Consider the following 21,939-nt stretch of genomic DNA (forward strand, 5'->3'; position numbering starts at 1 on the left):
TTACGGAAACAAAATTGTCACTTACCGTCGACCGGGAGTATGTACAGCCCGGATATTCGCGTCGTGCGGGTGCCACATCCCGCAAATCCGCCGATCAGGCGTATTTACGTTTGCGCCGCCGGAACACTGCCGCCATCCCCGCCAGCGCGGCCGCGCACAGCGCCGGCGACGCCGGCTCCGGCAGGCCGACGCGCACCTCGTCCAGCGCCGGCGCGCTGTAGCCCGCCTGCCGGTTCGGGGTCGAGAAGGCGAAGTAGCGCACCTCGTCGAAGCCCGCGGCGTCCGCAAGGCCCAGCACCGCGCCGCGCGGCGCGCTGACATTGCCGCTGCCCGTCAGCAGGCCGCCGCCGTACGTGGCCCAGTAGCCGTTCAGGGCCTGGTAGCCGCTGCCGGCCGCAAACTCGATGCCGACGAAACTGGCGCCGTCGGCGCGGCGCACGCTGATGTACGCGTTCATGCCCGACGTCGCCATGTAGTTGCCGGAGAACGCGGGGCTCAGGTCGGACACCGCGTCGTAGCAATCCACGCCGGCATAGCCGCAACCGTTGTTGGCGCCGTATCCGCTGAAGTGGAACAGCAGGCCGTCCTCGACCCAGTCGTTGGCGAGCGTCGTGTTCAGGTCGAAGTGCGCCGCGTTGGTCGTGACGCCGACGGCCGTACCGGCGCCCAGGGTCTGCAGCACGGCGGCGCCGGCGCCCTGCGCGGCCAGCGCGGCCAGCGCCAATGCGGTCGCGCACAGCAGGCGGTTCTTGAAATGCATGGTCGTCTCCATCATGGGGTGGGAATCAGGTCGAGCGCGTCGTAGCTGTAGCCGGGGCTCAGGAAGCGCACGCCGCTCGAGCCGCTGATGGCCGTCAGGGTCAGCACGTTCTGGCCCACGACCAGTTCGCTGGCCGGGATGTCGAACGTGTACATCGTGTTGTTGCCGCGGTAGGTGCCGACCGTCAGCGAGCGCGTCTTGGGCTGCGTGGACGCCGGCGGATTCGCCGGCACCCAGCCGTTGACCTGCGGCTTGGGACGCCCGCCCGCGTACGCGTCCGTGATGCCGACCCGCAGCGTGAGCGGCACGATCTGGCTCTGACGCAGGTTGAAGCGCACGGTCAAGGTCCCGTTCACGTCCTTCCATTGATAGGCAGGGAAGCCCGTGGCCGGCGTCGACATGCCGACCACGTAGTCGCCCGGCGTCCACGACGCCATGCGCACGTCGGACGGATGCATCGTCGTCACCTTGTCGCCGTTGATGAATTCCGCCGGCGAGCCGTCCCAGTCGCCGATGTGCCACAGCGCGGCCGCAGCGCCCGGATCGCCCGTCACCGCGACCGTGCCCGCGTTCGTCGTGGCGCCGGCGGCCACCGTCACCGTGCGCGTGTCGACCGCCAGTTCGTTCTTGTAGACCTGCATCGTATAGGTCCCGGGGATCATGCCGGCGCTCGTGAAGTGCCCGTCGGTGGCGTCGGCCGCCGCCCAGTACTGCGCCGCCGCGTTGGAAAAGCCCACCGTGTAGGCGAAGCGCGGATCGCGGCCAGTGATGGCGGCGCCGCTGACGGCGCCGCGCGCCTCGGGTCCCACCCAGCCAGTAAGGCCGAGGGTGCCGAGCCAGGACGTGTCCACGGGCCCCGGCGCCGAGCCGTCGGTGAACACCATCGTGTACATGTTGAGGATCTTCGTGCGCAGCGGCTCCGTCTGGCCCTCGCCGTAGTTGATGATGTAGGTGATCTCCTGGTCCGTGCTCGTCGCCTGGTTCAGCAGGCTGCGGTAGAACGGGCCGCCGGAATTGCCCTCGTTGTTGTCGCGGACGATCCACAGGCCGACGTTGCTGCCCGTCGCGCCGATGTATTGCCAGTCCTTCAAGCGCATGTTCGAGTAGTGCTTGGACCGCGTCTCGCCGTTCGGCATGCCGAAGACGTCGCTGGCCTCGATGGCGCCCGTATTGCCGCGCAGGTCGGACGGCGCCGGGCCGTTCGGCAGGCGCGCGATCGGCACGCGCACGATGAAGCGCGCCAGGTTCAGCGTATCGGGCTCGCTCGTGAAATACGTCCCCATGTAGATCTTCGCCTCGCCGCGGCGGGCGATGTAGTAATGGGTCAGATTGCCCGCCGTGACGGTGACCCGGACGACGTCGGTGCCGACCGTCTGCGCGTTGACGTCCACCGCGGAGATGCCCTTGTACAGATAGTCGAAGCCGGAATTGACCTGCGTGCCGCGGCCCTGGTCCTGGTACTCGACGCCGTTGTAGACCAGCGACGCGATGTCGCCGGCCGACTGCGTGCTGACGCCGTTGTCCAGGCGCCGCACCTTGAAGACGAGGCCCGCGCCCGTGTCGATCGTATAAAAATTCGTGTCCTGCGTGAGGCCGAACGAGGCCGCCGTCGTGACGGTCGCCAGCGTGCGGGCCGGCCCGGCCGCCACGCCGCCTCCCGCATCGCCGCCGCAGCCGGCGGCCAGTACACACAGCGTCGCCGTGAGGGCGACAACGGTCCTGCGCAATAAAATGTGCATCGTCTGTCTCCAATGTGTTGGGTGGCGCGGGGACGGCGGGCCCGGTCGTCGAATCGTCGTTGCCGTATTTGCACGTAAGTATTGACGGCTGGCGCGCGGCGGGTCAACCGCGCACGCGGCCCGGCAAGCAAAGAATCACGCGCTTGAGCGAAGGGCCGCGGATGCGGATAAAATGACGGGTCCGGCGCCGTCCGGAGCTTCTCCGACCTTCATCATGCCCAGCTTCCTCGCACCCGTTTCCGCCGCCCTGCGCCGCCTGTCGATCGACACCTTCACCGTCCTGCTGCTGTGCACCGTCGCCCTCGCGAGCGTGCTGCCGTGCGGCGGCCAGACGGCCGTCGTCCTCGGCAAGGTCACCACGGTCGCCATCGGCCTGTTGTTCTTCCTGCATGGCGCCAAGCTGTCGCGCGAGGCGATCGTCTCCGGCTTCACGCACTGGCGGCTGCACGTGCTGGTGCTCGCGTCGACCTTCGTCATGTTCCCGCTGCTGGGTCTCGCCCTCAAGCCGCTGGCGGGCAACGCCGTCACGCCCGAGCTGTACGTGGGCATCCTGTTCCTGTGCACCCTGCCCTCGACCGTGCAATCGTCGATCGCGTTCACGTCGATGGCGCGCGGGAACGTGGCGGCGGCCGTGTGCAGCGCGTCGGCCTCGAACTTCATCGGCATCTTCGTCACGCCGCTGCTCGTGTCGACGCTGATCGTGCGCGGCGCGGCGGGCGGCTCGTCGCTGGACGCGGTGATCAGCATCGTCGAACAGCTGCTGCTGCCCTTCCTGGCCGGCCAGTTCCTGCGTCCGTGGATCGGCCACTGGGTCGACCGCCACAAGCCGATGCTCAAGATCGTCGACCAGGGCTCGATCCTGCTGGTCGTCTACACGGCGTTTTCCGAATCCGTCAACGAGGGGCTGTGGCACAAGCTGTCGCCGGGATCGCTCGCGGGGCTGGTCGTCATCAACTGCGTGATGCTGGCGATCGCGCTGGCACTCGCCACGTGGACGAGCCGGCGCCTGGGCTTCAAGCGCGAGGACGAGATCACCATCGTGTTCTGCGGCTCGAAGAAGAGCCTGGCGAGCGGCGTGCCGATGGCGAAGGTACTGTTCGCGCCGAGCGCACTGGGCATGGTCATCCTGCCCATCATGCTGTTCCACCAGATCCAACTGATGGTCTGCGCCGTACTGGCCCAAAAATGGGGCCGCGAACCCCGCCCCTGAAATTCGGGGTCAGAGCACTTTTTCGCGACATTCGGGGTCAGAGCGAATTTCGATTTGTCGCGAAACCGATACGTCGATGACCGGGACGGCGCTGCCAGCCCAGCGGGCCAGCGTTGATTCGTTCTCAAGAAAACTTGTACCAAAAAGTGCTCTGACCCCGAATTTATGCTCTGACCCCGAATTTATTGGGGGACGTGGGCGAGGGCGAGGCCGCCCCACCACACTTCGGGGATCGCGGCCGCGAGCATCATGCCGGGGCCCAGTGCCGTGACGAGCCAGCGCCGGCGCGGCGGCAGCCAGGCCGTGCGCGGGTCCGCGAGGCACGCGCGGACGTCGCGCCTGCCGAAGCAAGCCAGCGCCGCCAGGCCGGCCACGAACAGGGACCACAGCGCCGCATCGTCCAGCAGCGCGGCGAAGGACGTGTCGAGATAAGCGAGCGCCGGCAGCGCCAGGCAGACACCGCCCAGCAGTTCCACCGTCGCGACGACGGCCGCGCGGCCGCGGCGGCGGAAGTCGCGGCGCAGCAGCCATGCCGACAGCGCGACGTCGCCGACGAGATACAGCGCGTTCCAGCTCGGCATGGCCTACTCCTGCGCGGCGAGCCGGTCGGCATGCCAGCCGCCGCCCAGCGCCTGGATCAGCGCCACGGCCGTTCCCTGGCGGTTGCCCTGCGTCTGCACGAGCGCGCGGCGCGCGTTCAGCGCCGTCACCTGCGCCTGCACCACTTCCGAATAACTCACCTGGCCGGCCTTGTAGCGGTTCAGCACCTGCTCTTCGACCTTGTCCGCCGCCGCCGACGCCTGGCGCTGCAAGTCCTGCTGCTGCGCCAGCACGCGCGTGGCGGCGAGCTGGTCCTCGACGTCGGCGAACGCCGTCAGCACGGCCTGGCGGTAGCGCGCGACCACCTGTTCGCGCGCCGCGTTCGCGCCCCGCACTGCGGCGCGGTTGGCACCGCCGTTGAAGATGGTCTCGGTGGCCGACAGGCCCAGCGCCCACGCCACGCTCGAGGCCTTGAACAGGTCGCCGATGGCGCCGGCGGACGGGCCGTACGACGCGGACAGGCCGATCTGCGGGAAGTAGGCGGAGCGCACGATGCCGATCTGCGCATTGGCCGCGGCCACGGCGCGTTCGGCCGCCGCGATGTCGGGACGGCGTTCCAGCAGCGTGGACGGCACGCCGACCGGCACGTCCGGCACCGTCACCTTCCACGCGGCGGGCGCCAGCGCGAAGTCGGCCGGCGCCTTGCCGATCAGGACCGCGATCGCGTGCTCGAACTGCGCGCGCTGGCGCGCCAGCGCGAGGTCGTCGCTCTGCGCGCTGGCGAGCTGGGTCTGGGCCTGGTACACGTCCGAGTGCGGCACGATGCCGACGTCGAAGCGGTTCTGCGTGATCTTCAGCACGCGCCGGTAGCCGTCGATCGACGTGGCCAGCAGCGCGCGCTGCGCATCGACGGAGCGCAGCGAGAAGTAGTCGGCCGCCAGTTCGCCCTGCGCGGACAGGCGCGCCGACGCCAGGTCGGCCGCGCTGGCCTGCGCATTGGCCTGCGCCACCGCCACGCCGGCGCGCAGGCGGCCCCACACGTCCGGCTCCCAGCTCGAGCCGATGTTCAGGCGATAGCTGTTCGACGTGCGCCCGCCGTCGTTGTTGCCGTTGCCGCCGTTGTTGCCGCTGCTGTTCGACCCGCCGCCGCTGCCGCTGCGGTTCGCGCCGCCGTTCAGGGTCAAGCTCGGAAACAGCGCCCCGCGCTGCCCGGCCACGGTGGCGCGCGCCTGGTCGTACGCGGCGACGGCGGCGGCCACGTTCTGGTTGCCGACCTCCACCTGGCGCATCAATCCGTCCAGCACGGGGTCCTCGAACAGATGCCACCATGGGCCGCGGTCGAGCGCATCGGCCGGCGCGGCGGGCGCCCAGCCGCTCAGCTCCTTGAAGGCCGCGGGCTGCGGCGTCGCCGGCCGCTCGTACGCGGGCGTGAAGGCGCAGCCGGACAACACGCCGGCGGCCAGCAAGGCGGTGTTCACGGCGCGGAAAATGACGGTGGTTCGCATGGTTCGGTTCATGGCTGGGAAATCGAAGGCTGGTCCTCCAGCGGATGGCGGACCAGGTGGTGCTCGTCGGCGTTGCGGCGGCGGAGCTTGTCGAGATAGACGTAGACCACCGGCGTGGTGAGCAGGGTCAGGAGCTGGCTGGCGACCAGGCCGCCGATGATGGCGATGCCCAGCGGCTGGCGCAACTCGGAGCCTTCGCCGAAGCCGATCGCCAGCGGCAGCGCGCCCAGCGCGGCGGCCAGCGTCGTCATCAGGATCGGGCGGAAGCGCAGCAGGCAGGCCTCGCGCACGGCCTCGGTGGCCGACAGGCCGCGCGCGCGCTCCGCTTCCAGCGCGAAGTCGATGATCAGGATCGCGTTCTTCTTCACGATGCCGATCAGGAGGAACACGCCGATCAGCGCGATGATGGAAAACTCCATGTGGAACAGCAGCAGCGCCAGCACGGCGCCCACGCCGGCCGACGGCAAGGTCGACAGCACGGTGACCGGGTGCACGAGGCTTTCGTACAGGATGCCCAGCACGATGTAGATGACGACGATGGCCGCGAGGATCAACAGCGGCTGCTGCTTGTTCGATTCCTGCGCCTGCTTGGCCTGGCCCTGGAAGCTGCCGCGCACGTTGACGGGCATGCCGATGTCGGCCTCGGCCTGCATCACGGCCTGCTGCGCCTGCGACAGCGAATACCCCTCCGCCAGGTTGAACGAGATCGTCGTCGCCAGCTCGCCGTCCTGGTGGTTGACGGAGCTGGGCGTTGCGCGTTCGGCGAAATGGGCGATGGCGGACAGCGGCACCATCGTCGTGCGGTTCGCCGACAGCGCGGAGCCGCCGGACGGGTCGCGCGCCGCCGTGAGATTGGCGGGGGCGCCGGCCGCGGCGGCGGTCGCGTTCTTGGCCGGCACGTAGACGTCGTCCAGCGCGGCCGGCGAGCGCGCATACTGCTGCGCGACGCCCATGATCACGTGGTACTGGTTCAATTCGTCGTAGATGTTGGCGACCTGGCGCTGGCCGAAGGCGTCGTACAGCGCGTTGTCGATGTCCTTCGCGCTGATGCCCAGGCGCGCGGCCGTCGGCTTGTCGACGTCGACCCAGGTTTCGACGCCGTTGTCGGCCTGGTCGGTGTCGACGTCGGTCAGCGCCGGCTGCGTCTTCATGGCGTCGGCCAGCTTGGTCGCCCAGGCCTTGAGATCGGCGCGGTTGTCGCTCTTGAGCGTGTACTGGAACGTCGAGTTGGACTGGCGCCCGCCCATGCGCAGGTCCTGTACCGGGTTCAAAAACAGCTGCACGCCCGTCACCTGCGCGAGCCGGGGACGCAGGCGCGCGATCACGGCCTGGCCGCTCTCGCCCTTGGCGCGCTCGCTCACCGGCTTGAGGTTGACGAACATGAAGCCGCCGCCCGCGCGCGAGCCGCCCGTGAAGCCGACGACCGTGTCCACGGCCGGGTCGCTCTTGATGATGTTCACCAGCTGGCGCAGCTTGCCCTGCATGGCCTGGAACGAGATGCTCTGGTCGGCGCGCATGCCGCCGCTGACCTGGCCCGTGTCCTGCTGCGGGAAGAAGCCTTTCGGCGCGGCCGCGAACAGGTACACGTTCAGGCCGACGACGAATGCGAGGATCAGCATCACGAGCGCCTTCATGTCCAGCGCCCAGTCGAGCGCGTGCTCGTACGACTTCAGCACGGCGCCGAACGCCCGCTCGGCCCAGCGCGCGAGGCGCCCCTGCCTGCGGTGCACGTGGTCATGCAGCGACTGGCCGGGCTTCAGCAGCAGCGCGCACAGCATGGGCGTCGTCGTCAGCGAGATCACGAGCGAGATCATCACCGCGGCCGACAAGGTGACGGCGAACTCGCGGAACAGCCGGCCCACCTGGCCGCCCATGAACAGCAGGGGGATGAACACGGCCACGAGCGAGAGGCTGATCGACAGCACCGTGAAGCCCACTTCCTGCGCGCCCAGCAGCGCCGCCTTCATGCGGTCCATGCCCTGCTCGACGTGGCGGCTCGTGTTTTCCAGGACGACGATGGCGTCGTCGACGACGAAGCCCGTGGCGACCGTGAGCGCCATCAGCGACAAGTTGTTGAGCGAGAAGCCCAGCAAATACATCACGCCGAAGGTGCCCAGCAGCGAGACGACGGTGGCGACGGCCGGCACGACGGTCGCGCGGGCGCTGCGCAGGAACAGGCTCACCACCAGCACGACGAGCACGATGGAGATCATCATCGTCATCTCGATCTCGTGCAGCGAGGCGCGGATCGAAATGGTCCGGTCCGACGCCACCCGCATGACGACGTCCTGCGGCAGCTGCGCCTGCAGTTGCGGCAACAGCGCGCGCACGCCGTCCACGGTCTCGATGACGTTGGCGCCCGGCTGGCTGGTCACCAGCACAATCACGGCGGGCTGGCCGTTGAACAGGCCCAGCGTGTGGATGTTCTCGACGCCGTCCGTGACGTCGGCCACGTCCTGCAGGCGGATCGCGGACCCGTTGCGCCAGGCGACGACGAGGCCCTTGTAGTCCGCAGCCGTGCGGCCGTTCGTCGGCGTGTTGGCCTGCGAATAGATCTGCAGGCGCATGCCCTGGCCTTCCAGCGCGCCCTTCGGCCGGTTGGCGTTGGTGGCCTGGATGGCGGCGCGCACGTCCTCGGTCGACAGGCCGTACTGGTTCAGCTGGTACGGGTTCAGGTCGACGCGCACGGCCGGCAGCGAGCCGCCGCCGAGTTCCACGTCGCCCACGCCCTTCACCTGCGCGATCTTCTGCTGGACGATGTTCGACACCTCGTCGTAGATCTGGCCGGGGCTGCGCGTCTTCGACGTCAGCGCCAGGATGACGACGGGCGCGTCGGCCGGATTCGCCTTGCGGTAGGTCGGGTTGCTGCGCAGGGTCGCGGGCAGGTCGGCGCGCGCCGCGTTGATCGCGGCCTGCACTTCGCGCGCGGCCGAATCGATCTGGCGCGTCAGGTCGAACTGCAGGTTGATGCGGGTGGAGCCGTTGCCGCTGTTCGACGTCATCTCGTTGACGCCGGCGATGACGCCCAGCCGCCGCTCGAGCGGCGTCGCCACCGACGTCGCCATCGTGTCCGGGCTGGCGCCCGGCAGGTTGGCGGACACGAAGATCGTCGGGAAGTCGACCTGCGGCAGCGGCGACACGGGCAGCACGAAGAATGCGCCGACGCCGGCCAGCGCGATGCCGATGGTCAGCAGGATCGTCGCGATGGGCCGCTTGATGAACGGCTGCGAAAGACTCATGCGCCGGCTCCGCCAGGTTTTTCGCCGCGCTTGGCGGCGCCGTCCTGCCCGGCGGGCGCGGTGCCGCCGCGGCGCCGCGCGAGGCGGTCGAACGCAAGGTAGATGACGGGCGTCGTGAACAGCGTGAGCAGCTGGCTGACGATCAGGCCGCCGAAGATGGCGAGGCCCAGCGGCCGGCGCAGCTCCGCGCCCTCGCCCCAGCCGAACATCAGCGGGAGCGCGGCGAACAGCGCGGCCAGGGTCGTCATGATGATGGGACGGAAGCGCAGCATCGCGGCCTGGTGGATCGCCGTGCGCGGGTCCTTGCCCTCGTCGCGCTCGGCCTCGATGGCGAAGTCGATCATCATGATCGCGTTCTTCTTGACGATGCCGATCAGGAGGATGATGCCGATGATGCCGATGACGCCGAGGCCCTGCCCCGTCACGCCCAGCGCCAGCAGCGCGCCCACGCCGGCCGACGGCAGGGTCGACAGGATCGTCAGCGGGTGGACGTAGCTCTCGTACAGGACGCCGAGCACGATGTACACGCAGACGACGGCCGCGAGGATCAGCCACAGCTGGTTCGACAGCGACGCCTGGTACGCGCCGGACGCGCCGAGGAAGGTCATGCTGACGGACGCCGGCAGGCCGATCTCCTTCGCCACGTCCTTGATCGCGGCGACCGCGGTGCCCAGCTTGATGCCGTTTGCCGTGTCGAAGCCGATCGTCGTCGCCGGGTATTGCGCCACGTGCGTGATCTGCAGCGGCGCGGCCTGCTCCGAGATGGCGGCGATGGCGGACAGCGGCGTCGGAGAACCGGAACCCGTGCGCAGCTGCAGGTTGGCCAGGGCGTCGAGCGACATGTTCTCGTCCTGCTGCGCCTCCAGGATCACGCGGTACTGGTTGGTCTCCGTGAAGATGGTCGACACGATGCGCTGGCCGAACGCGCTGTACAGGGCGTCATCGACGTTGGCCGCCGTCACGGACAGGCGCGAGGCGCTGTCGCGGTCGATGTTGACGTAGGCCGCCGCGCCGGTGGCGCCGGCGTCCGTCACGACGTTGGCGAGCTCCTTGCGGCGGGCCATGGCGTCGACCATCTTCTTCGCCCATGCCGTCACCGTCTTCGTGTCCGCGCCCTCGATCGACAGGCGGTATTGCGTCGGTCCCGTCTCGGCGTCGATGGTGAGATCCTGCGTCGGCTGCAGGTACAGCGTCACGCCGGCGACGTCGCGCGCCACGCGCGCGCGCAGGCGGTCCATGATGGCGCGCTGGTTGTCGTGCCGGGGCTTCAGGTTGATCAGCATCGTGCCCGTGTGGAGCATGGTGTTGTTGGCGGCGTCCACACCGACGGTCGAGGCGAGCGATTCGACGTCCGGGTCAAGCAGGATCTCGCGCGCCGCGGCCTGCTGCAGGTCGGCCATCGCCGCGTACGAGATGGCCTGGCGCGCTTCGATTCTGGCCTGCAGCTGGCCCGTGTCCTGCGTGGGGAACAGGCTTTTCGGGATGAACACCCACATCAGCGCCGTGAGCACGAGGGTCGCCAGCGCGACGAGCAGGGTCAGGCCCTGGCGCTCCAGCACCCACGTCAGGCCGCGGTCGTAGTGGCCGATGGTCCAGTCGAAAAACGATTGGAACCTGCGCGCGAACGCCGTGTCGTGGGCCTTGTCGTGCTGCACGAGCCAGCGGCCCGACATCATCGGCACCAGCGTGAGCGACACGACGGCCGAGATCAGGATCGTGATCGCGAGCGACACGGCGAATTCGCGGAACAGCCGGCCCACGACGTCGCCCATGAACAGCAGCGGGATCAGCACGGCGATCAGCGACACCGTCAGCGAGATGATGGTGAAGCCGATCTGCGTGGCGCCCTTCAGCGCGGCCGCCATCGGCGGCTCGCCCTCCTCGACGTAGCGCGAGATGTTCTCGATCATGACGATGGCGTCGTCGACGACGAAGCCGGTCGCGATGGTCAGCGCCATCAGCGACAGGTTGTTCAGGCTGTAGCCCAGCAAGTACATCACGCCGAACGTGCCGACGAGGGAGATCGGCACCGCGAGGCTGGCGATGACGGTGGCGCGCACGCTGTGCAGGAAGGCGAAGATCACGAGCACGACGAGCACCACGGCCAGCACCAGCTCGATCTGCACGTGTTCGACGGAGGCGCGGATGCCGTTCGTGCGGTCCGACAGCACGGTCATGTGGACGCTCTGCGGCAGGCCAGCCTGCAGCGCGGGCAGGCGCTGCTTGATGGCGTCCACGGTCGCGATCACGTTGGCGCCCGGCTGGCGCTGCACGTTCAGGATGATCGCCGGCTTCATGTTCGCCCACGCGCCCAGCTTGACGTTTTCCGCGCTGTCGACGACCCGCGCCACGTCGCCCAGGCGCACGGGCGCGCCGTTGCGGTAGGCGACGATCAGGTTCGTGTAGTCGGGCACCGTCAGCAATTGGTCGTTGGCGTTGATCGAGTAGGCGCGCGCGGGGCCGTCGAAGCTGCCCTTGGCGCTGTTGGCGTTCGCGTTCGCGATCGCCGTGCGCAGGGTGTCGAGCCCGAGGCCGTTGGCCGCGAGGGCCGCCGTGTTGGCCTGGATGCGCACGGCCGGGCGCTGGCCGCCCTGCAGGGTGACGAGGCCGACGCCCGTCACCTGGCTGATCTTCAGCGCGAGGCGCGTGTTGACGAGGTTCTGCACCTCGGTCAGCGGCATCGCGTCGGACGTGATGGCCAGGGTCAGCACCGGCGCATCGGCCGGGTTGACCTTGGCGTAGACGGGCGGCGCCGGCAGGTCGGTCGGCAGCAGCGAGCCGCCCGCGTTGATCGCGGCCTGCACTTCCTGCTCGGCCACGTCGAGCGTCTGGCCGAGGGTGAACTGCAGGGTGATCACGGAGACCCCGGCCGCGCTGTTGGAGCTCATGCGCGCCAGGCCCGCCATCTGGCCGAACTGGCGTTCCAGCGGGGCCGTCACGGTGCGCGCCATCACTTCCGGGCTCGCGCCCGGGTACAGCGTCTGCACCTGGATCGTCGGGAAGTCGACTTGCGGCAGCGCCGACAGCGGCAGGAATTTATAGCCGACGAGGCCCGCCAGCACGATCGCCAGCATCAGCAGCGACGTGGCGACGGGACGGCGGATGAAGGGTGCGGATGGGCTCACGGAGCGCCTCCGGATGCGCTGGCGGGCGCCGTCATTGCGCGGCCCCTTCCTGCTGCCGGCGGCGCCGGTGCTGGCCGGCGTCCTGCGCGGCGGCGCCCTGCCCGCCCTGGCGGCCCTTCCAGTTGCCGTGGCCGCCCGCGGCGCCCGCCGCACCGGCACCCGGGCCGCGCGGATGGTCGCCCGGCAGGACGACCCTGGCGCCATCCTTCAGGCGGTCGGCGCCTTCCGTGATGACGGTTTCGCCGCCCGCGAGGCCGCTCGCGATCTCCACGCGCTCGGCGGTTTCCTCGCCGCGCTTCACGTTCGTCAGCGCCACCGTGCGCGTCTGCGGATCGAGCACGTAGACGTAGTCGCCACCCGCGCCGTGGCGCAGCGCCGTCACCGGCACCGTCACCGCGTTCTTGACGACGTCGACCTGCAGGCGCACGTTCACGAACTGGTTGGGGAACAGCGTCGTGCCCTCGTTGCCGAAACGGGCCTTGGCCTTGACCGTGCCGGTTTGGGTGTCGACCTGGTTGTCCAGCGCCATGAAGCGGCCCTGCGCCAGCACGCGCGTGCGGGTGCGGTCCAGCGCCGTCGCCGGCAGGGTCGCGTTTTCGTTGATGCGCTGCTGGATCGCCGGCAGGCGGTCCTGCGGAACGGCGAATTCGACGTCGATCGGCGACTGCTGCGTGATCACGGCGATGCCGTTCGTGTCGCTGCTGCCCACCAGGTTGCCGATGTCCACCGTGCGCAGGCCCACGCGGCCGGCGATCGGCGCGCGCACCTGCGTGTAGCCGAGGTTGATGCGGGCGATGCCTTCGGCCGCCTTGTCGGTCGTGACGGCGCCGGACAACTGCTTGACGAGGGCCGCCTGGGTGTCGACGTCCTGGCGCGCGATCGAATCCTGCTGGAGCAGCGTCTGGTAGCGGCCCAAGGTGACCTTCGCCGTTTCCAGCTGCGCTTCGTCGCGCTGGCGCTGGCCGGTGGCCTGCAGCAGCGCCATCTGCGCCGGACGCGGGTCGATCGTCGCCAGCACCTGGCCCTGTTTGACGAGCTGGCCTTCCGTGAACAGGATCTTCTGCAGCACGCCGCCGATCTGCGGACGGACCGTCGCCACGGCGGCCGGCGTCACGGTCCCAAGGGCGTCCAGCACGATCGGGATGTCGGCCCGCTCGGCCTTGCCGACGCCCACCGTCGTGGCGGGGAAGCCGCGTCCGCCGCCCGGCCCGCCCCGGCCCCCGGGTCCGCCCGCCCCCGGCCTGCCCGCGCCGCCGGGCCCGCCCTGGGCCTGCTGGTGCGTGAGGTGCCAGGCCAACGCCACCAGGCCGGCCATCGCGAGGACGGCGACGACGGTGCCGACGACGCGGGTGCGGCGCGAGCGCTTGGGTTGCGTTGGGGTCTTGTTCTTGTCGGGTGTGACGGTCGAATCCATGCTAGTCCTTGGCGGCCGAGTGTTCAAAAGCACAATAAAAGTTCCGTGGCAATGTAGCACGCTCCATGGTCCCTTTATGTTTCAGAACGTACGGTCCGCCCGGCGCCCGTCCCCTGCGCGGGCATCCGGGCGAGCAAGACAACTTGCTTCTTTACACGGATTTACGCGGAAGCCTTCCACATCCCCGAAGATCGAAACAAAAACGGGCGCGGGAGGCATCCCACGCCCGTTTCAGCGCACCTGTCGCCGACTACATGCCGTTACAAACCTTAACCTGCCGGAAAGGTTCAGGGCACCGTGCACAGGCAATGCGTGACGGCCGCGAACGGTTGCCTCCGCTCGGCGACGTCGGCCAACCAGCCCAGGTCCTTGCCGACGGGCGTCAGCGCGCCGCCACCCAGCACCGCCGCGCCCAGGTCGGCCGGCAGCAGGCCCAGCTTCACCTGCACGTTCACGATCTGCGCGTTCGACATGCCCATGCGCTCCAGCAAGCGCTCGGCCAGCGACTCCGGCTGTTCGGCGTACGTGACGCGGAAATCGTCGCCCAGGTGCGCGCGCCTGGCGGCCGAGCGCAGCGCGTCGCCATAGCTGCCCAGGCGGTCGACGAGGCCGCGCTCCTTGGCCTGCGCACCCGTCCACACGCGGCCCTGGCCCACTTCATCGATCTTGGCCGGGGTCGTCTTGCGCGCGATGGCGGCCTTGGTCGTGAACTCGTCGTACACGTGGTCGATGCTGGACTGGATCAGCTGGCCCACGCGCGGATCGAGCGGGCGCAGCGGGTTGTAGGCGTCCGCGAGCCACGTCGTCGTCACGCCCGCCGTGTGGATGCCGAGCTTCTCGCCCACCTTCTCCGCGGTCGGCACGATGGCGAACACGCCGATCGAACCCGTGACGGTGGACGGGTCGGCGATGACTTCGTCGGCCGCCAGCGAGATCCAGTAGCCGCCGGACGCCGCCACGTCGCCCATCGACACGACGACCGGCTTGCCGGCGGCGCGCGTCAGTTCCAGCTCGCGCCGGATCAATTCGGAGCCGTAGGCGCTGCCGCCCGGCGAATCGATGCGCAGGACGACGGCCTTGACCGAGCTGTCTTCACGCACGCTGCGGATCAGGTTCGCCGTCGAGATGCCGCCCACCATGCCGGGGCCGCCCGTGCCTTCCGTGATGTCGCCGGACGCGACGACGACGGCGACCGAGTCGCCGAACGGCTTGTCCGGATGGCGCGCCACGTAGTCGGCCAGGCTCACCTGGCGGAAGCTCTTGATATGGTCGTCGTAGGCGCCGCGCTGGATGAACATGGCGCGCACTTCGTCGCGGGTCTTGATGCCGTCGATCAGCTTGGCGTCGAGCGCCACCTTGGCCGCGTTGCCGTGCGCCGCGGCCAGGCTCTGCGGCAGTTCGTCGATGCCCTTGGCGATGGCCCCCGCCGGCAGCTTGCGCGCCTTCTCGACTTCGGCCGTGTAGCTGGTCCACAGGCCGTTGTACAGATACGTGTCCGCTTCCTGCGCGGCCTGGGACGGGCCGTTGCCGATGAACGGCTCGGCGAAGCTCTTATACGTGCCGACCTTCATCAGGTTGACGGTGACGCCGAGCTTGTCCAGCGCGTCGCGGTAGTAATTGCGGTGGTGTCCGAAGCCTTCGATCAGCACCATGCCCATCGGATGCAGGTAGATTTCGCTGGCATGCGCGGCGATCAGGTAGCGCTTCTGGTCGAAGTTGCCGCCCCAGGCGACGACGCGCTTGCCGGCCGCCTTCACGCGCTCGACGGCGGCGCCGATCTCGCGCACGGACGCGAGGCCGCCGCCCTGCATCTCGTCCAGCAGCAGCAGGACGTCGCCCACGTTCGGGTCCTTCGCGGCGGTGTCCAGCGCCTTCAGCACGTCCGGCAATTGCACGAGCCGGCGGCCGTTGCCCGACAGGCCGGCGACGAGCGAATCGCGCACGCTGCCCGCGCGTTCCTCGACCAGTTCGCCCTTCAGGTCCAGCACGAGCGCCGTCTTGGGCGCGATAGGCTTGAGGCCGCCGCCGAACATGCTCCACACGAGGGCGATCAGGATGATCAGGAAGAGCAGGTTCAGCACGAAGCGGCGCGTGGCGTCGAGGCCGCGCCACAGCGCGCCGACACCGCGGCGCAGGGAAGACAGGGGTTGGAAGGACATCGGATCTCCGGCTAGTTGAAATTCGGTTCGGTCAAGGGCATCGAATCGGCGCGGCGCGAGATCGCGAACAGGCCGGCGAACACGAGGGCGCCGTTCACGATCAGGAGTTCGAGGCCGAGGCGATAGCTGCCCAGCAGCGCATGCTGGTGGTATTCGAGCAGCGCGCACAGGAGGGGCGCGCCGACGGTCACCCAGGGCACGAGCCGGTCGTTCAGCGTGCGCGTCGTCATCATGCCGAAGGCGAACAGGCCGAGCAAGGGGCCATACGTATAGCTTGCCAGCTTGAGGATGACGACGATCATGCTGGGATTGTCCACCCATTTGAACACGAGCACCATCGCCAGGAACAGCAGGGCGAACGCCATGTGCACGTGGCGGCGCACGCGCACGCGCTGGCCTTCCGTCAGGTCGTCGCGGCGCTTGATGCCGAGGATGTCGATGCAGAACGTCGACGTCAGCGCCGTGATGGCGCCGTCCGCGCTGGGAAACAGCGCCGAGATCAGCGCGATCAGGAAGACGATCTGTACGAACGCCGGCAGATGGCCCATGACGACGGCGGGGAAGATCTTGTCGCCCGTCGCCGTGACGCCCGCCGCCGGCGCGTACAGGTACAGCAGGCCGCCGAGGAACAGGAAGGCGCACAGCACGACGACGAGGACGGCCGTCAGGCTCAGGAGGTTCTTCTGCGAGTCGGCCAGCGTCTTCACGGAGATCGTCTTCTGCATCATTTCCTGGTCCATGCCCGTCATCGTCAGCACGATGAAGATGCCGGCCACGACCTGCTTGAGCCAGAAGCCGGGGCTGTCGGGGTCATGGGTGAACACGCGCGCCAGTCCTTGTTGCTGCATCTGCTGCAGCGCCTGCGGGATTGTCAGGTCCAGCTGGCCCAGCAGGAAGGCGACGCAGGCGAACAGGCCGGCGAGCATGCACGTCGTCTGCAGGGTGTCGGTCCAGACGATGGTCTTCACGCCGCCCTGGTAGGTGTACAGCAGGATCATGCCGAGGATGATGAAGGTCGTGAGCCAGAACGGGATGCCGAGGCCGTCGAGGATGATGTCCTGCAGGACCGCGACGACGAGGTACAGCCGCGCGGTGGCGCCGAACAGGCGCGACAGGATGAAGAACCCGGCCCCGCTCTGGTAGGCGCGGCGGCCGAGGCGCACGTCGAGGTAGTGGTAGATCGACGTCAGGCGCAGGCGGTAGTACAGCGGCAGCAGCAGATAGACGACGGCGATGTAGCCGATCACGTAGCCGATGAGGATTTGCGCATAGCCGAACCCGTCGGCCCCGACGGCGCCCGGCACGCTGATGAAGGTGGCGCCGGACAGGGTCGTGCCGACCATGCCGAACGCGACGAGCATCCAGTTGCTGCTCTTGTTGCCGATGAAGAAGCTATCGTTGTTGGCGCCCCGCGACGTGGCCCAGGCCACGCCCAGCAGCAGCGCGAAATAAGCGATGACGATGCAAAAAAGTAGAGCCGGGGACATCGAGGATCCAAAAAGTTGTCCGATCGCCCGGCAATATACACCCAAGCAGGCCCGGCGGCCCGATCGGCGGGGTCAGATCCCCTCCCCCGGCATGCGCTCGAACGGGCCGATGCACGCGTCCATCGTCTCGTCCCTGCACATGACGAAGCGCGCGCCGGACGGGTGGAAGCGAAGGTAGTTGGTGGCGCGCGTGCCCGGCTTGGTGATCTCGCCCGAGCAATCGCGCTTGCCGTTGTCCTTGACGATCTTGTCCTGGAGCTTGTAGAAGCCCTTGGCGCTGGGCTTCTCGGCCACCGTGAATTCGCTTTCCGACACCTCTTCCGCGCTCTTCACGAGCGTCGTGCCGTCGCCGCGGAAGTGGTACGTCTCGGAACAGCCGAGCTGCGGGATCGTGAGAACCCAGATCCCCAGCAATGGATGCGAGGCCGACGGCGCGGCGGCTTCGGCCGGCAGGGCGGCGGCGGCGACAGACAGGCAGGCGAACAGTCCGGTAAGCGTGCGCATGATGGGCCTTTGCATGACGGTGCGGGAAAGCACGGGGTCTTGTCATTATTGCACAAGCATGCGCGGGGCGGGCGCACGCCGTCCCGAGGCTATCCGTGACGCCATTCAGGGCGACTTCGTGCGCCCGAAGTACGGCTTGAATGCCGCCTGCACGTCCGCCGGCAACTGGTCGAAGTCGATGCGCTGGTTCTTGATTTCGGCACGCAGCCGGTCGGGGCCGCCGAACGCCCGCACGGTGCGAGCGGCAAGATCGCGGGCGAGCTCGCGCAGGATCGAGTCCGGCACGTTGCCGTCGTTTTCGGCGTTCGGGTCGTGCACCTCGAACGTTTCCGCCGCATCGTCGCCGCCGCACGTGCCGCCCTTCACGGCAAGAACGAGCCCGTTCTCCCAGTTCTCGTAAAGCCGTCGCTCTCCCGCCGGGTCGGGGCTGCGCCGCTTGAAAATCCCGGTCACGATGTAATACGTCGACGCCGCATCCTTCGCGCTGCCGAAAATCCACACTTGGCCGGTGTACAGCTCATCATCGGCAATTTGGTCGCACGCTGCACGCAGGCCGTCGGGGAACTTCTCGACGTTCATCCGGTCGAGCGGCAATCGCAGCCCCAATACCGGAACAGTCAGCGACCGCGGCGGTCGGTCGCTACTCGATGCGGTGGCGGTTGCGCTGATCGCCAACAGGGACGCCGCAACGAGTCTATTAAAAACCTTTCTCGGTAGGCGCGAACTGGTAGGGTGGGCGGCCCCCGCCCACCAAGCGTATGCGTCGCGGTGACGCATGGTGGGCACAGGAGTGCCCACCCTACTGGGATAGGCTCTAATACTATCGATAGCGGTACGCAGCATCATGCGGCTTGCCTTTTCTGCGCGGGGCAAAAAGACGGCTCCGCCTGGAAAAGTCAGCAGATCCAGCAGGGAATTGTTGCGCCGAACCGAGCCGCAGGACTTGGCGGCAGTCAATCTGTGTCTTCCCGAACGTCAAGCAGGCTGCACGCCACATGCGGCAAACGATGTGGCAAACCGTTGGAGACCTCGAACAATCGTTGCGAGTGGACGCGATGCCGAAGGAGGCGCGCAGCAGGACGCTCGACCTCGCCGGCCGAGCATCCTGCCTGACTGCGCCGCACCTCGCGATAACGGAATCAGCCGTTTTCCGGCGGCGTCTTCGCCTTGGCCGGACGGCGCGGTGCGCGCGTGGCCGGCTTGCGCGACGGCGCCTTGTGCGCCGGGCGGGACGACTTCTTGCGCCCCGGTTTCCCGGCCTCGCCCTGCCCTTCCTGCGCAACGTCCTCGGCAGGCGCGGCCGCCTGCTCCGCCCCGGCCGGCTGCGTGTCGGCGGCAACGGTGCCTTCGTCCCGCGCCACGTCGTCCGGCGTCACGACCGCACCGGCCTCCGGTGCCGGCGCTTCCGCTGCCGCTTGCTTGCGCGCGGCCGGCTTGCGCGGCGTGCGGGCCGGGCGGCGGCGTTCCTTGGCGGCGGCCGGGGCTTCCTCGGCGACCTCGGCCGCCTCGGGTTCGGGCGCCGGCGCGGCGGCGACGGGCTCGATCACCTCGGCCAAGTCCGGCGTCGGCGCCGGCCAGGTGGCGATGGCGGCCTCTTCGGACGCCGGCGTCTCTTCGGTTGCCGTCTCGGCGGAGGTTGCCTGCGCCTCGCGGCCCTTGCGTCCGCGGCCGCCGCGGCGGCGCGGTTCGCGGGCCGATGCCGGCACGTCCGCCGGCTGCTCGCCCTGGGTTTCCGCCGTCAGTTCGTCGACGCCCTCGGGCGCCGCCGTCGCCGGCTCGGCGTCCTGGGCCACGACGGCTTCGGCCGGCGCCGCGTCGGCGGGCTGCAGCTCGACTTGCGCGTTCGCGCCGCGGTAGACATACGTGCCGGATTTTTCGTCGCGGCCGAATTCGAACAGGCCGCGCGTCTGCGCCTCTTCCAACAGGTTGCCGAACGTGCGGAAGCCGTAATAGGTCTCGGAGAAGTCCGGGCGGCGGCGCTTGAGGGTGTCCTTCAGCAGCGAAGCCCATATCTTGCCGGTGTCGCCCCGTTCCGAGACGAGCGCGTCGAAGGTCTCGACGACCATCTCCAGCGCCTGCAGCTTGCGCGCTTCCATTTCTTCGCGCTTGCGGTTGTTCTCGTCGGACGGACGGCGGCCCGCCGAGGGCTGGGCCTTGCGCTCGTCGCGCTTGGCGGCGGCGCGGCGCTGTTCGCGCACGAGGTCGTCGTAGAAGATGAATTCGTCGCAGTTGGCGACGAGCAGGTCCGACGTCGACTGCTTGACGCCCACGCCGATCACCCGCTTCGCATTCTCGCGCAGCTTGGAGACGAGCGGCGAGAAGTCCGAGTCGCCCGACACGATCACGAAGGTGTTCACGTGCGACTTCGTGTAGCACAGGTCGAGCGCGTCCACGACCATGCGGATGTCCGCCGAGTTCTTGCCCGACTGGCGCACGTGCGGGATTTCGATCAGTTCGAAGTTCGCTTCATGCATCGTCGCCTTGAAGCCCTTGTAGCGATCCCAGTCGCAATAGGATTTCTTGACCACGATGCTGCCCTTGAGCAGCAGGCGTTCGAGGACGGGCTTGATGTCGAACTTCTCGTAATTCGCATCGCGCACGCCGAGTGCGACGTTCTCGAAGTCGCAGAACACCGCCATGCTGATATTGTCTGAAGATGAAGCCATGTGTGTTGTTGTGTGGTTTGTGGACAAGCTGACCAGGGATTATACGCAACAACGTTGACGACGCCGCCACGGACGCGTCCGCCCGTAGCGCGCTCAGGCCAGCCGCTCGAGCGTGGCCGGATCGGGGCGGCCGTCGAAGAACTGGTCGAGGCAGGTCTGGAAGATCGCTTCGTCGGGCGCGATGTCGGCGAATAGGGTCATCGACGAGTGGAATTTGAGATTGTCCGGGTGGCCGAAGATTTCGTCGACGCCGCGGTCGTGATGGCTCGCCACGGCCGCCGCGCACGCGCGCAGGCGCGGGCCCAGCACGGGATGCGCGAGATAGGCGGCGGCCTCGTCGGCCGAACGGATCGCGTAGCGCTGCGCCATCGCGCTGTGCCCCAGTCCCTCGATCTGCGGGAAGATGAACCACATCCAGTGCGTGCGCTTGTGGCCGGCACGCAGCTCGGCCAGCGCCGCGTCGTAGATGCCGTGCTGGGCCTCGACGAAGCGTTCCAGGTTGAAGTCGGGTGCCATGTGTGCCTCCTCTCCGGCGCATGCTACGCCGTTCGCGGGATTTGCTAAAGTGGCGCCACGATGAAACCCGAACACCTCACCCTCCTGCTGACCCGAGAAATGCCCTACGGCAAGTACAAGGGCCGCAAGCTCGCCGACCTGCCCGGCCACTACCTGGGCTGGTTCGCCCGCGAAGGCTTTCCGAAAGGCGAGCTGGGCGAACTGCTCGCCCTCATGTACGAACTCGATCACAACAATCTGCGCAGCCTGCTCGATCCCTTGCGGCGATGATCGATTTTTTCGATCGCAGCCCATAAAACTACTCGTTTTTCATTGCGGACCCGCATCCCTATACTGGCCTCCATCGACAAACACACCAAGGAGCACATCATGATGGAAGTCCGCAGGAGCACGGAACGGGGCGCCGCCCACCACGGCTGGCTGATGTCCAAGCACAGCTTTTCGTTCGCCGATTACTACGACCCGCGCCACAACGGCTTCGGTCCCCTCTTGGTGATCAACGAAGACCGCGTCGCCCCCGGCGCCGGCTTCGGCACCCACGGCCACCGCGACATGGAGATCATCTCGTACGTGCTGGACGGCGCGCTGGAGCACAAGGACAGCATGGGCACCGGCTCCGTCCTGCACTACGGCGACGTCCAGCGCATGAGCGCCGGCACCGGCGTGCGCCACAGCGAGTTCAACGGCTCGAAGACGGACCCCGTGCACTTCCTGCAGATCTGGATCGAGCCCGACACGAAAGGCATCCCGCCCAGCTACGAGGAAAAGCATTTTTCGAAGGAAAGCAAACAGGGCAAGCTGCGCCTGATCGCGTCGCGCGACGGCCGCCAGGATTCCGTGCTGATCCACCAGGACGCGTCGATCTACGCCGCCATCCTCGACGAAGGCCACCAGGCGGAACATGCGCTCGACCGCGAGCGCCTGGCGTACGTGCACGTGATCCGCGGCGACGTCAGCGTGAACGGCGTGCCGCTCAAGGAAGGCGACGCGCTCAAGATCGGCGCCGAGGAACGCATCGTGTTCGACCAGGCGGAAGGCGCGGAACTGCTGTTCTTCGACCTGCCCGCCTGATGTA

General features: G+C 68.3%; 16 protein-coding genes. 3 read left to right on the forward strand and 13 right to left on the reverse strand.

The annotated features are described in order from the left end of the window. Window positions 1-94: 94 nt before the first annotated feature. The gene (locus ISF28_RS11220; protein ID WP_198117272.1) at window positions 95-760 is read right to left on the reverse strand and encodes a hypothetical protein; all 666 of its coding nucleotides are present in this window, start codon (window positions 758-760) and stop codon (window positions 95-97) included. Window positions 761-771: 11 nt separating this feature from the next. Further along, window positions 772-2,499, reverse strand: a complete 1,728-nt coding sequence (locus ISF28_RS11225; RefSeq protein ID WP_198117273.1) for a rhamnogalacturonan lyase B N-terminal domain-containing protein — start codon at window positions 2,497-2,499, stop codon at window positions 772-774. Between the two features lie 214 nt (window positions 2,500-2,713). On the opposite strand from ISF28_RS11225, the gene ISF28_RS11230 reads away from it, so the two are divergent. Further along, complete coding sequence (locus tag ISF28_RS11230) at window positions 2,714-3,709, forward strand: bile acid:sodium symporter family protein (protein ID WP_198117274.1); 996 nt, start codon at window positions 2,714-2,716, stop codon at window positions 3,707-3,709. Window positions 3,710-3,891: 182 nt separating this feature from the next. Here ISF28_RS11230 and ISF28_RS11235 read toward each other — a convergent pair whose 3' ends face one another. The 11 genes from ISF28_RS11235 to ISF28_RS11285 all read right to left on the reverse strand — a co-directional run bounded on the left by ISF28_RS11235 (window position 3,892) and on the right by ISF28_RS11285 (window position 20,864). Further along, window positions 3,892-4,290: a hypothetical protein gene (locus tag ISF28_RS11235; RefSeq protein ID WP_198117275.1), complete on the reverse strand. Its 399-nt coding sequence runs from the start codon at window positions 4,288-4,290 to the stop codon at window positions 3,892-3,894. 3 nt (window positions 4,291-4,293) lie between these two features. Then, entirely contained in the window at window positions 4,294-5,754 is a 1,461-nt protein-coding gene (locus ISF28_RS11240; RefSeq protein ID WP_229519015.1) for an efflux transporter outer membrane subunit, read from the reverse strand. Between the two features lie 8 nt (window positions 5,755-5,762). After that, window positions 5,763-8,993: an efflux RND transporter permease subunit gene (locus ISF28_RS11245; protein WP_198117277.1), complete on the reverse strand. Its 3,231-nt coding sequence runs from the start codon at window positions 8,991-8,993 to the stop codon at window positions 5,763-5,765. Beyond that, window positions 8,990-12,118 carry an efflux RND transporter permease subunit gene (locus ISF28_RS11250; RefSeq protein ID WP_198117278.1) on the reverse strand — a complete coding sequence of 1,043 codons (3,129 nt, stop codon included), beginning with the start codon at window positions 12,116-12,118 and terminating at the stop codon, window positions 8,990-8,992. The genes ISF28_RS11245 and ISF28_RS11250 overlap by 4 nt, the downstream gene beginning before the upstream one ends. 31 nt (window positions 12,119-12,149) lie before the next feature. Continuing rightward, a complete protein-coding gene (locus tag ISF28_RS11255) occupies window positions 12,150-13,532 on the reverse strand; it encodes an efflux RND transporter periplasmic adaptor subunit (RefSeq protein ID WP_198117279.1) in 1,383 nt (460 codons plus the stop codon). Between the two features lie 287 nt (window positions 13,533-13,819). Beyond that, window positions 13,820-15,691 carry a signal peptide peptidase SppA gene (sppA, locus tag ISF28_RS11260; RefSeq protein WP_198117280.1) on the reverse strand — a complete coding sequence of 624 codons (1,872 nt, stop codon included), beginning with the start codon at window positions 15,689-15,691 and terminating at the stop codon, window positions 13,820-13,822. Between the two features lie 11 nt (window positions 15,692-15,702). Further along, window positions 15,703-17,178, reverse strand: a complete 1,476-nt coding sequence (locus ISF28_RS11265; protein ID WP_198117281.1) for a sodium:solute symporter — start codon at window positions 17,176-17,178, stop codon at window positions 15,703-15,705. A gap of 72 nt (window positions 17,179-17,250) precedes the next feature. Beyond that, complete coding sequence (locus tag ISF28_RS11270) at window positions 17,251-17,682, reverse strand: hypothetical protein (protein WP_229519016.1); 432 nt, start codon at window positions 17,680-17,682, stop codon at window positions 17,251-17,253. A gap of 105 nt (window positions 17,683-17,787) precedes the next feature. Further along, the gene (locus ISF28_RS11275) at window positions 17,788-18,357 is read right to left on the reverse strand and encodes a hypothetical protein (RefSeq protein ID WP_198117282.1); all 570 of its coding nucleotides are present in this window, start codon (window positions 18,355-18,357) and stop codon (window positions 17,788-17,790) included. 464 nt (window positions 18,358-18,821) lie between these two features. Then, entirely contained in the window at window positions 18,822-20,348 is a 1,527-nt protein-coding gene (locus ISF28_RS11280; RefSeq protein WP_198117283.1) for an NYN domain-containing protein, read from the reverse strand. Between the two features lie 93 nt (window positions 20,349-20,441). Continuing rightward, the gene (locus tag ISF28_RS11285) at window positions 20,442-20,864 is read right to left on the reverse strand and encodes a DUF1810 domain-containing protein (protein ID WP_198117284.1); all 423 of its coding nucleotides are present in this window, start codon (window positions 20,862-20,864) and stop codon (window positions 20,442-20,444) included. A gap of 60 nt (window positions 20,865-20,924) precedes the next feature. Between ISF28_RS11285 and ISF28_RS11290 the strand changes: the two genes are divergently transcribed. Next, on the forward strand, window positions 20,925-21,134 hold the full coding sequence (locus tag ISF28_RS11290; protein ID WP_198117285.1) for a DUF3820 family protein: 210 nt from the start codon (window positions 20,925-20,927) through the stop codon (window positions 21,132-21,134). Between the two features lie 99 nt (window positions 21,135-21,233). Continuing rightward, a complete protein-coding gene (locus ISF28_RS11295; protein ID WP_198117286.1) occupies window positions 21,234-21,935 on the forward strand; it encodes a pirin family protein in 702 nt (233 codons plus the stop codon). The last annotated feature ends 4 nt before the right edge of the window (window positions 21,936-21,939 follow it).

The sequence above is a fragment of the Massilia rhizosphaerae genome, from assembly GCF_016093545.1.
Classification (GTDB): Bacteria; Pseudomonadota; Gammaproteobacteria; order Burkholderiales; family Burkholderiaceae_D; genus Telluria; species Telluria rhizosphaerae.

Coding starts and splice junctions, on each gene's coding strand:
- ISF28_RS11245 (WP_198117277.1), bottom strand. CDS start 8,993: ATGAGTCTTTCGCAGCCGTTCATCAAGCGGCCCATCGCGACGATCCTG.
- sppA (WP_198117280.1), bottom strand. CDS start 15,691: ATGTCCTTCCAACCCCTGTCTTCCCTGCGCCGCGGTGTCGGCGCGCTG.
- ISF28_RS11230 (WP_198117274.1), top strand. CDS start 2,714: ATGCCCAGCTTCCTCGCACCCGTTTCCGCCGCCCTGCGCCGCCTGTCG.
- ISF28_RS11235 (WP_198117275.1), bottom strand. CDS start 4,290: ATGCCGAGCTGGAACGCGCTGTATCTCGTCGGCGACGTCGCGCTGTCG.
- ISF28_RS11280 (WP_198117283.1), bottom strand. CDS start 20,348: ATGGCTTCATCTTCAGACAATATCAGCATGGCGGTGTTCTGCGACTTC.
- ISF28_RS11295 (WP_198117286.1), top strand. CDS start 21,234: ATGATGGAAGTCCGCAGGAGCACGGAACGGGGCGCCGCCCACCACGGC.
- ISF28_RS11290 (WP_198117285.1), top strand. CDS start 20,925: ATGAAACCCGAACACCTCACCCTCCTGCTGACCCGAGAAATGCCCTAC.
- ISF28_RS11255 (WP_198117279.1), bottom strand. CDS start 13,532: ATGGATTCGACCGTCACACCCGACAAGAACAAGACCCCAACGCAACCC.
- ISF28_RS11285 (WP_198117284.1), bottom strand. CDS start 20,864: ATGGCACCCGACTTCAACCTGGAACGCTTCGTCGAGGCCCAGCACGGC.
- ISF28_RS11265 (WP_198117281.1), bottom strand. CDS start 17,178: ATGTCCCCGGCTCTACTTTTTTGCATCGTCATCGCTTATTTCGCGCTG.
- ISF28_RS11270 (WP_229519016.1), bottom strand. CDS start 17,682: ATGCGCACGCTTACCGGACTGTTCGCCTGCCTGTCTGTCGCCGCCGCC.
- ISF28_RS11220 (WP_198117272.1), bottom strand. CDS start 760: ATGCATTTCAAGAACCGCCTGCTGTGCGCGACCGCATTGGCGCTGGCC.
- ISF28_RS11240 (WP_229519015.1), bottom strand. CDS start 5,754: ATGCGAACCACCGTCATTTTCCGCGCCGTGAACACCGCCTTGCTGGCC.
- ISF28_RS11225 (WP_198117273.1), bottom strand. CDS start 2,499: ATGCACATTTTATTGCGCAGGACCGTTGTCGCCCTCACGGCGACGCTG.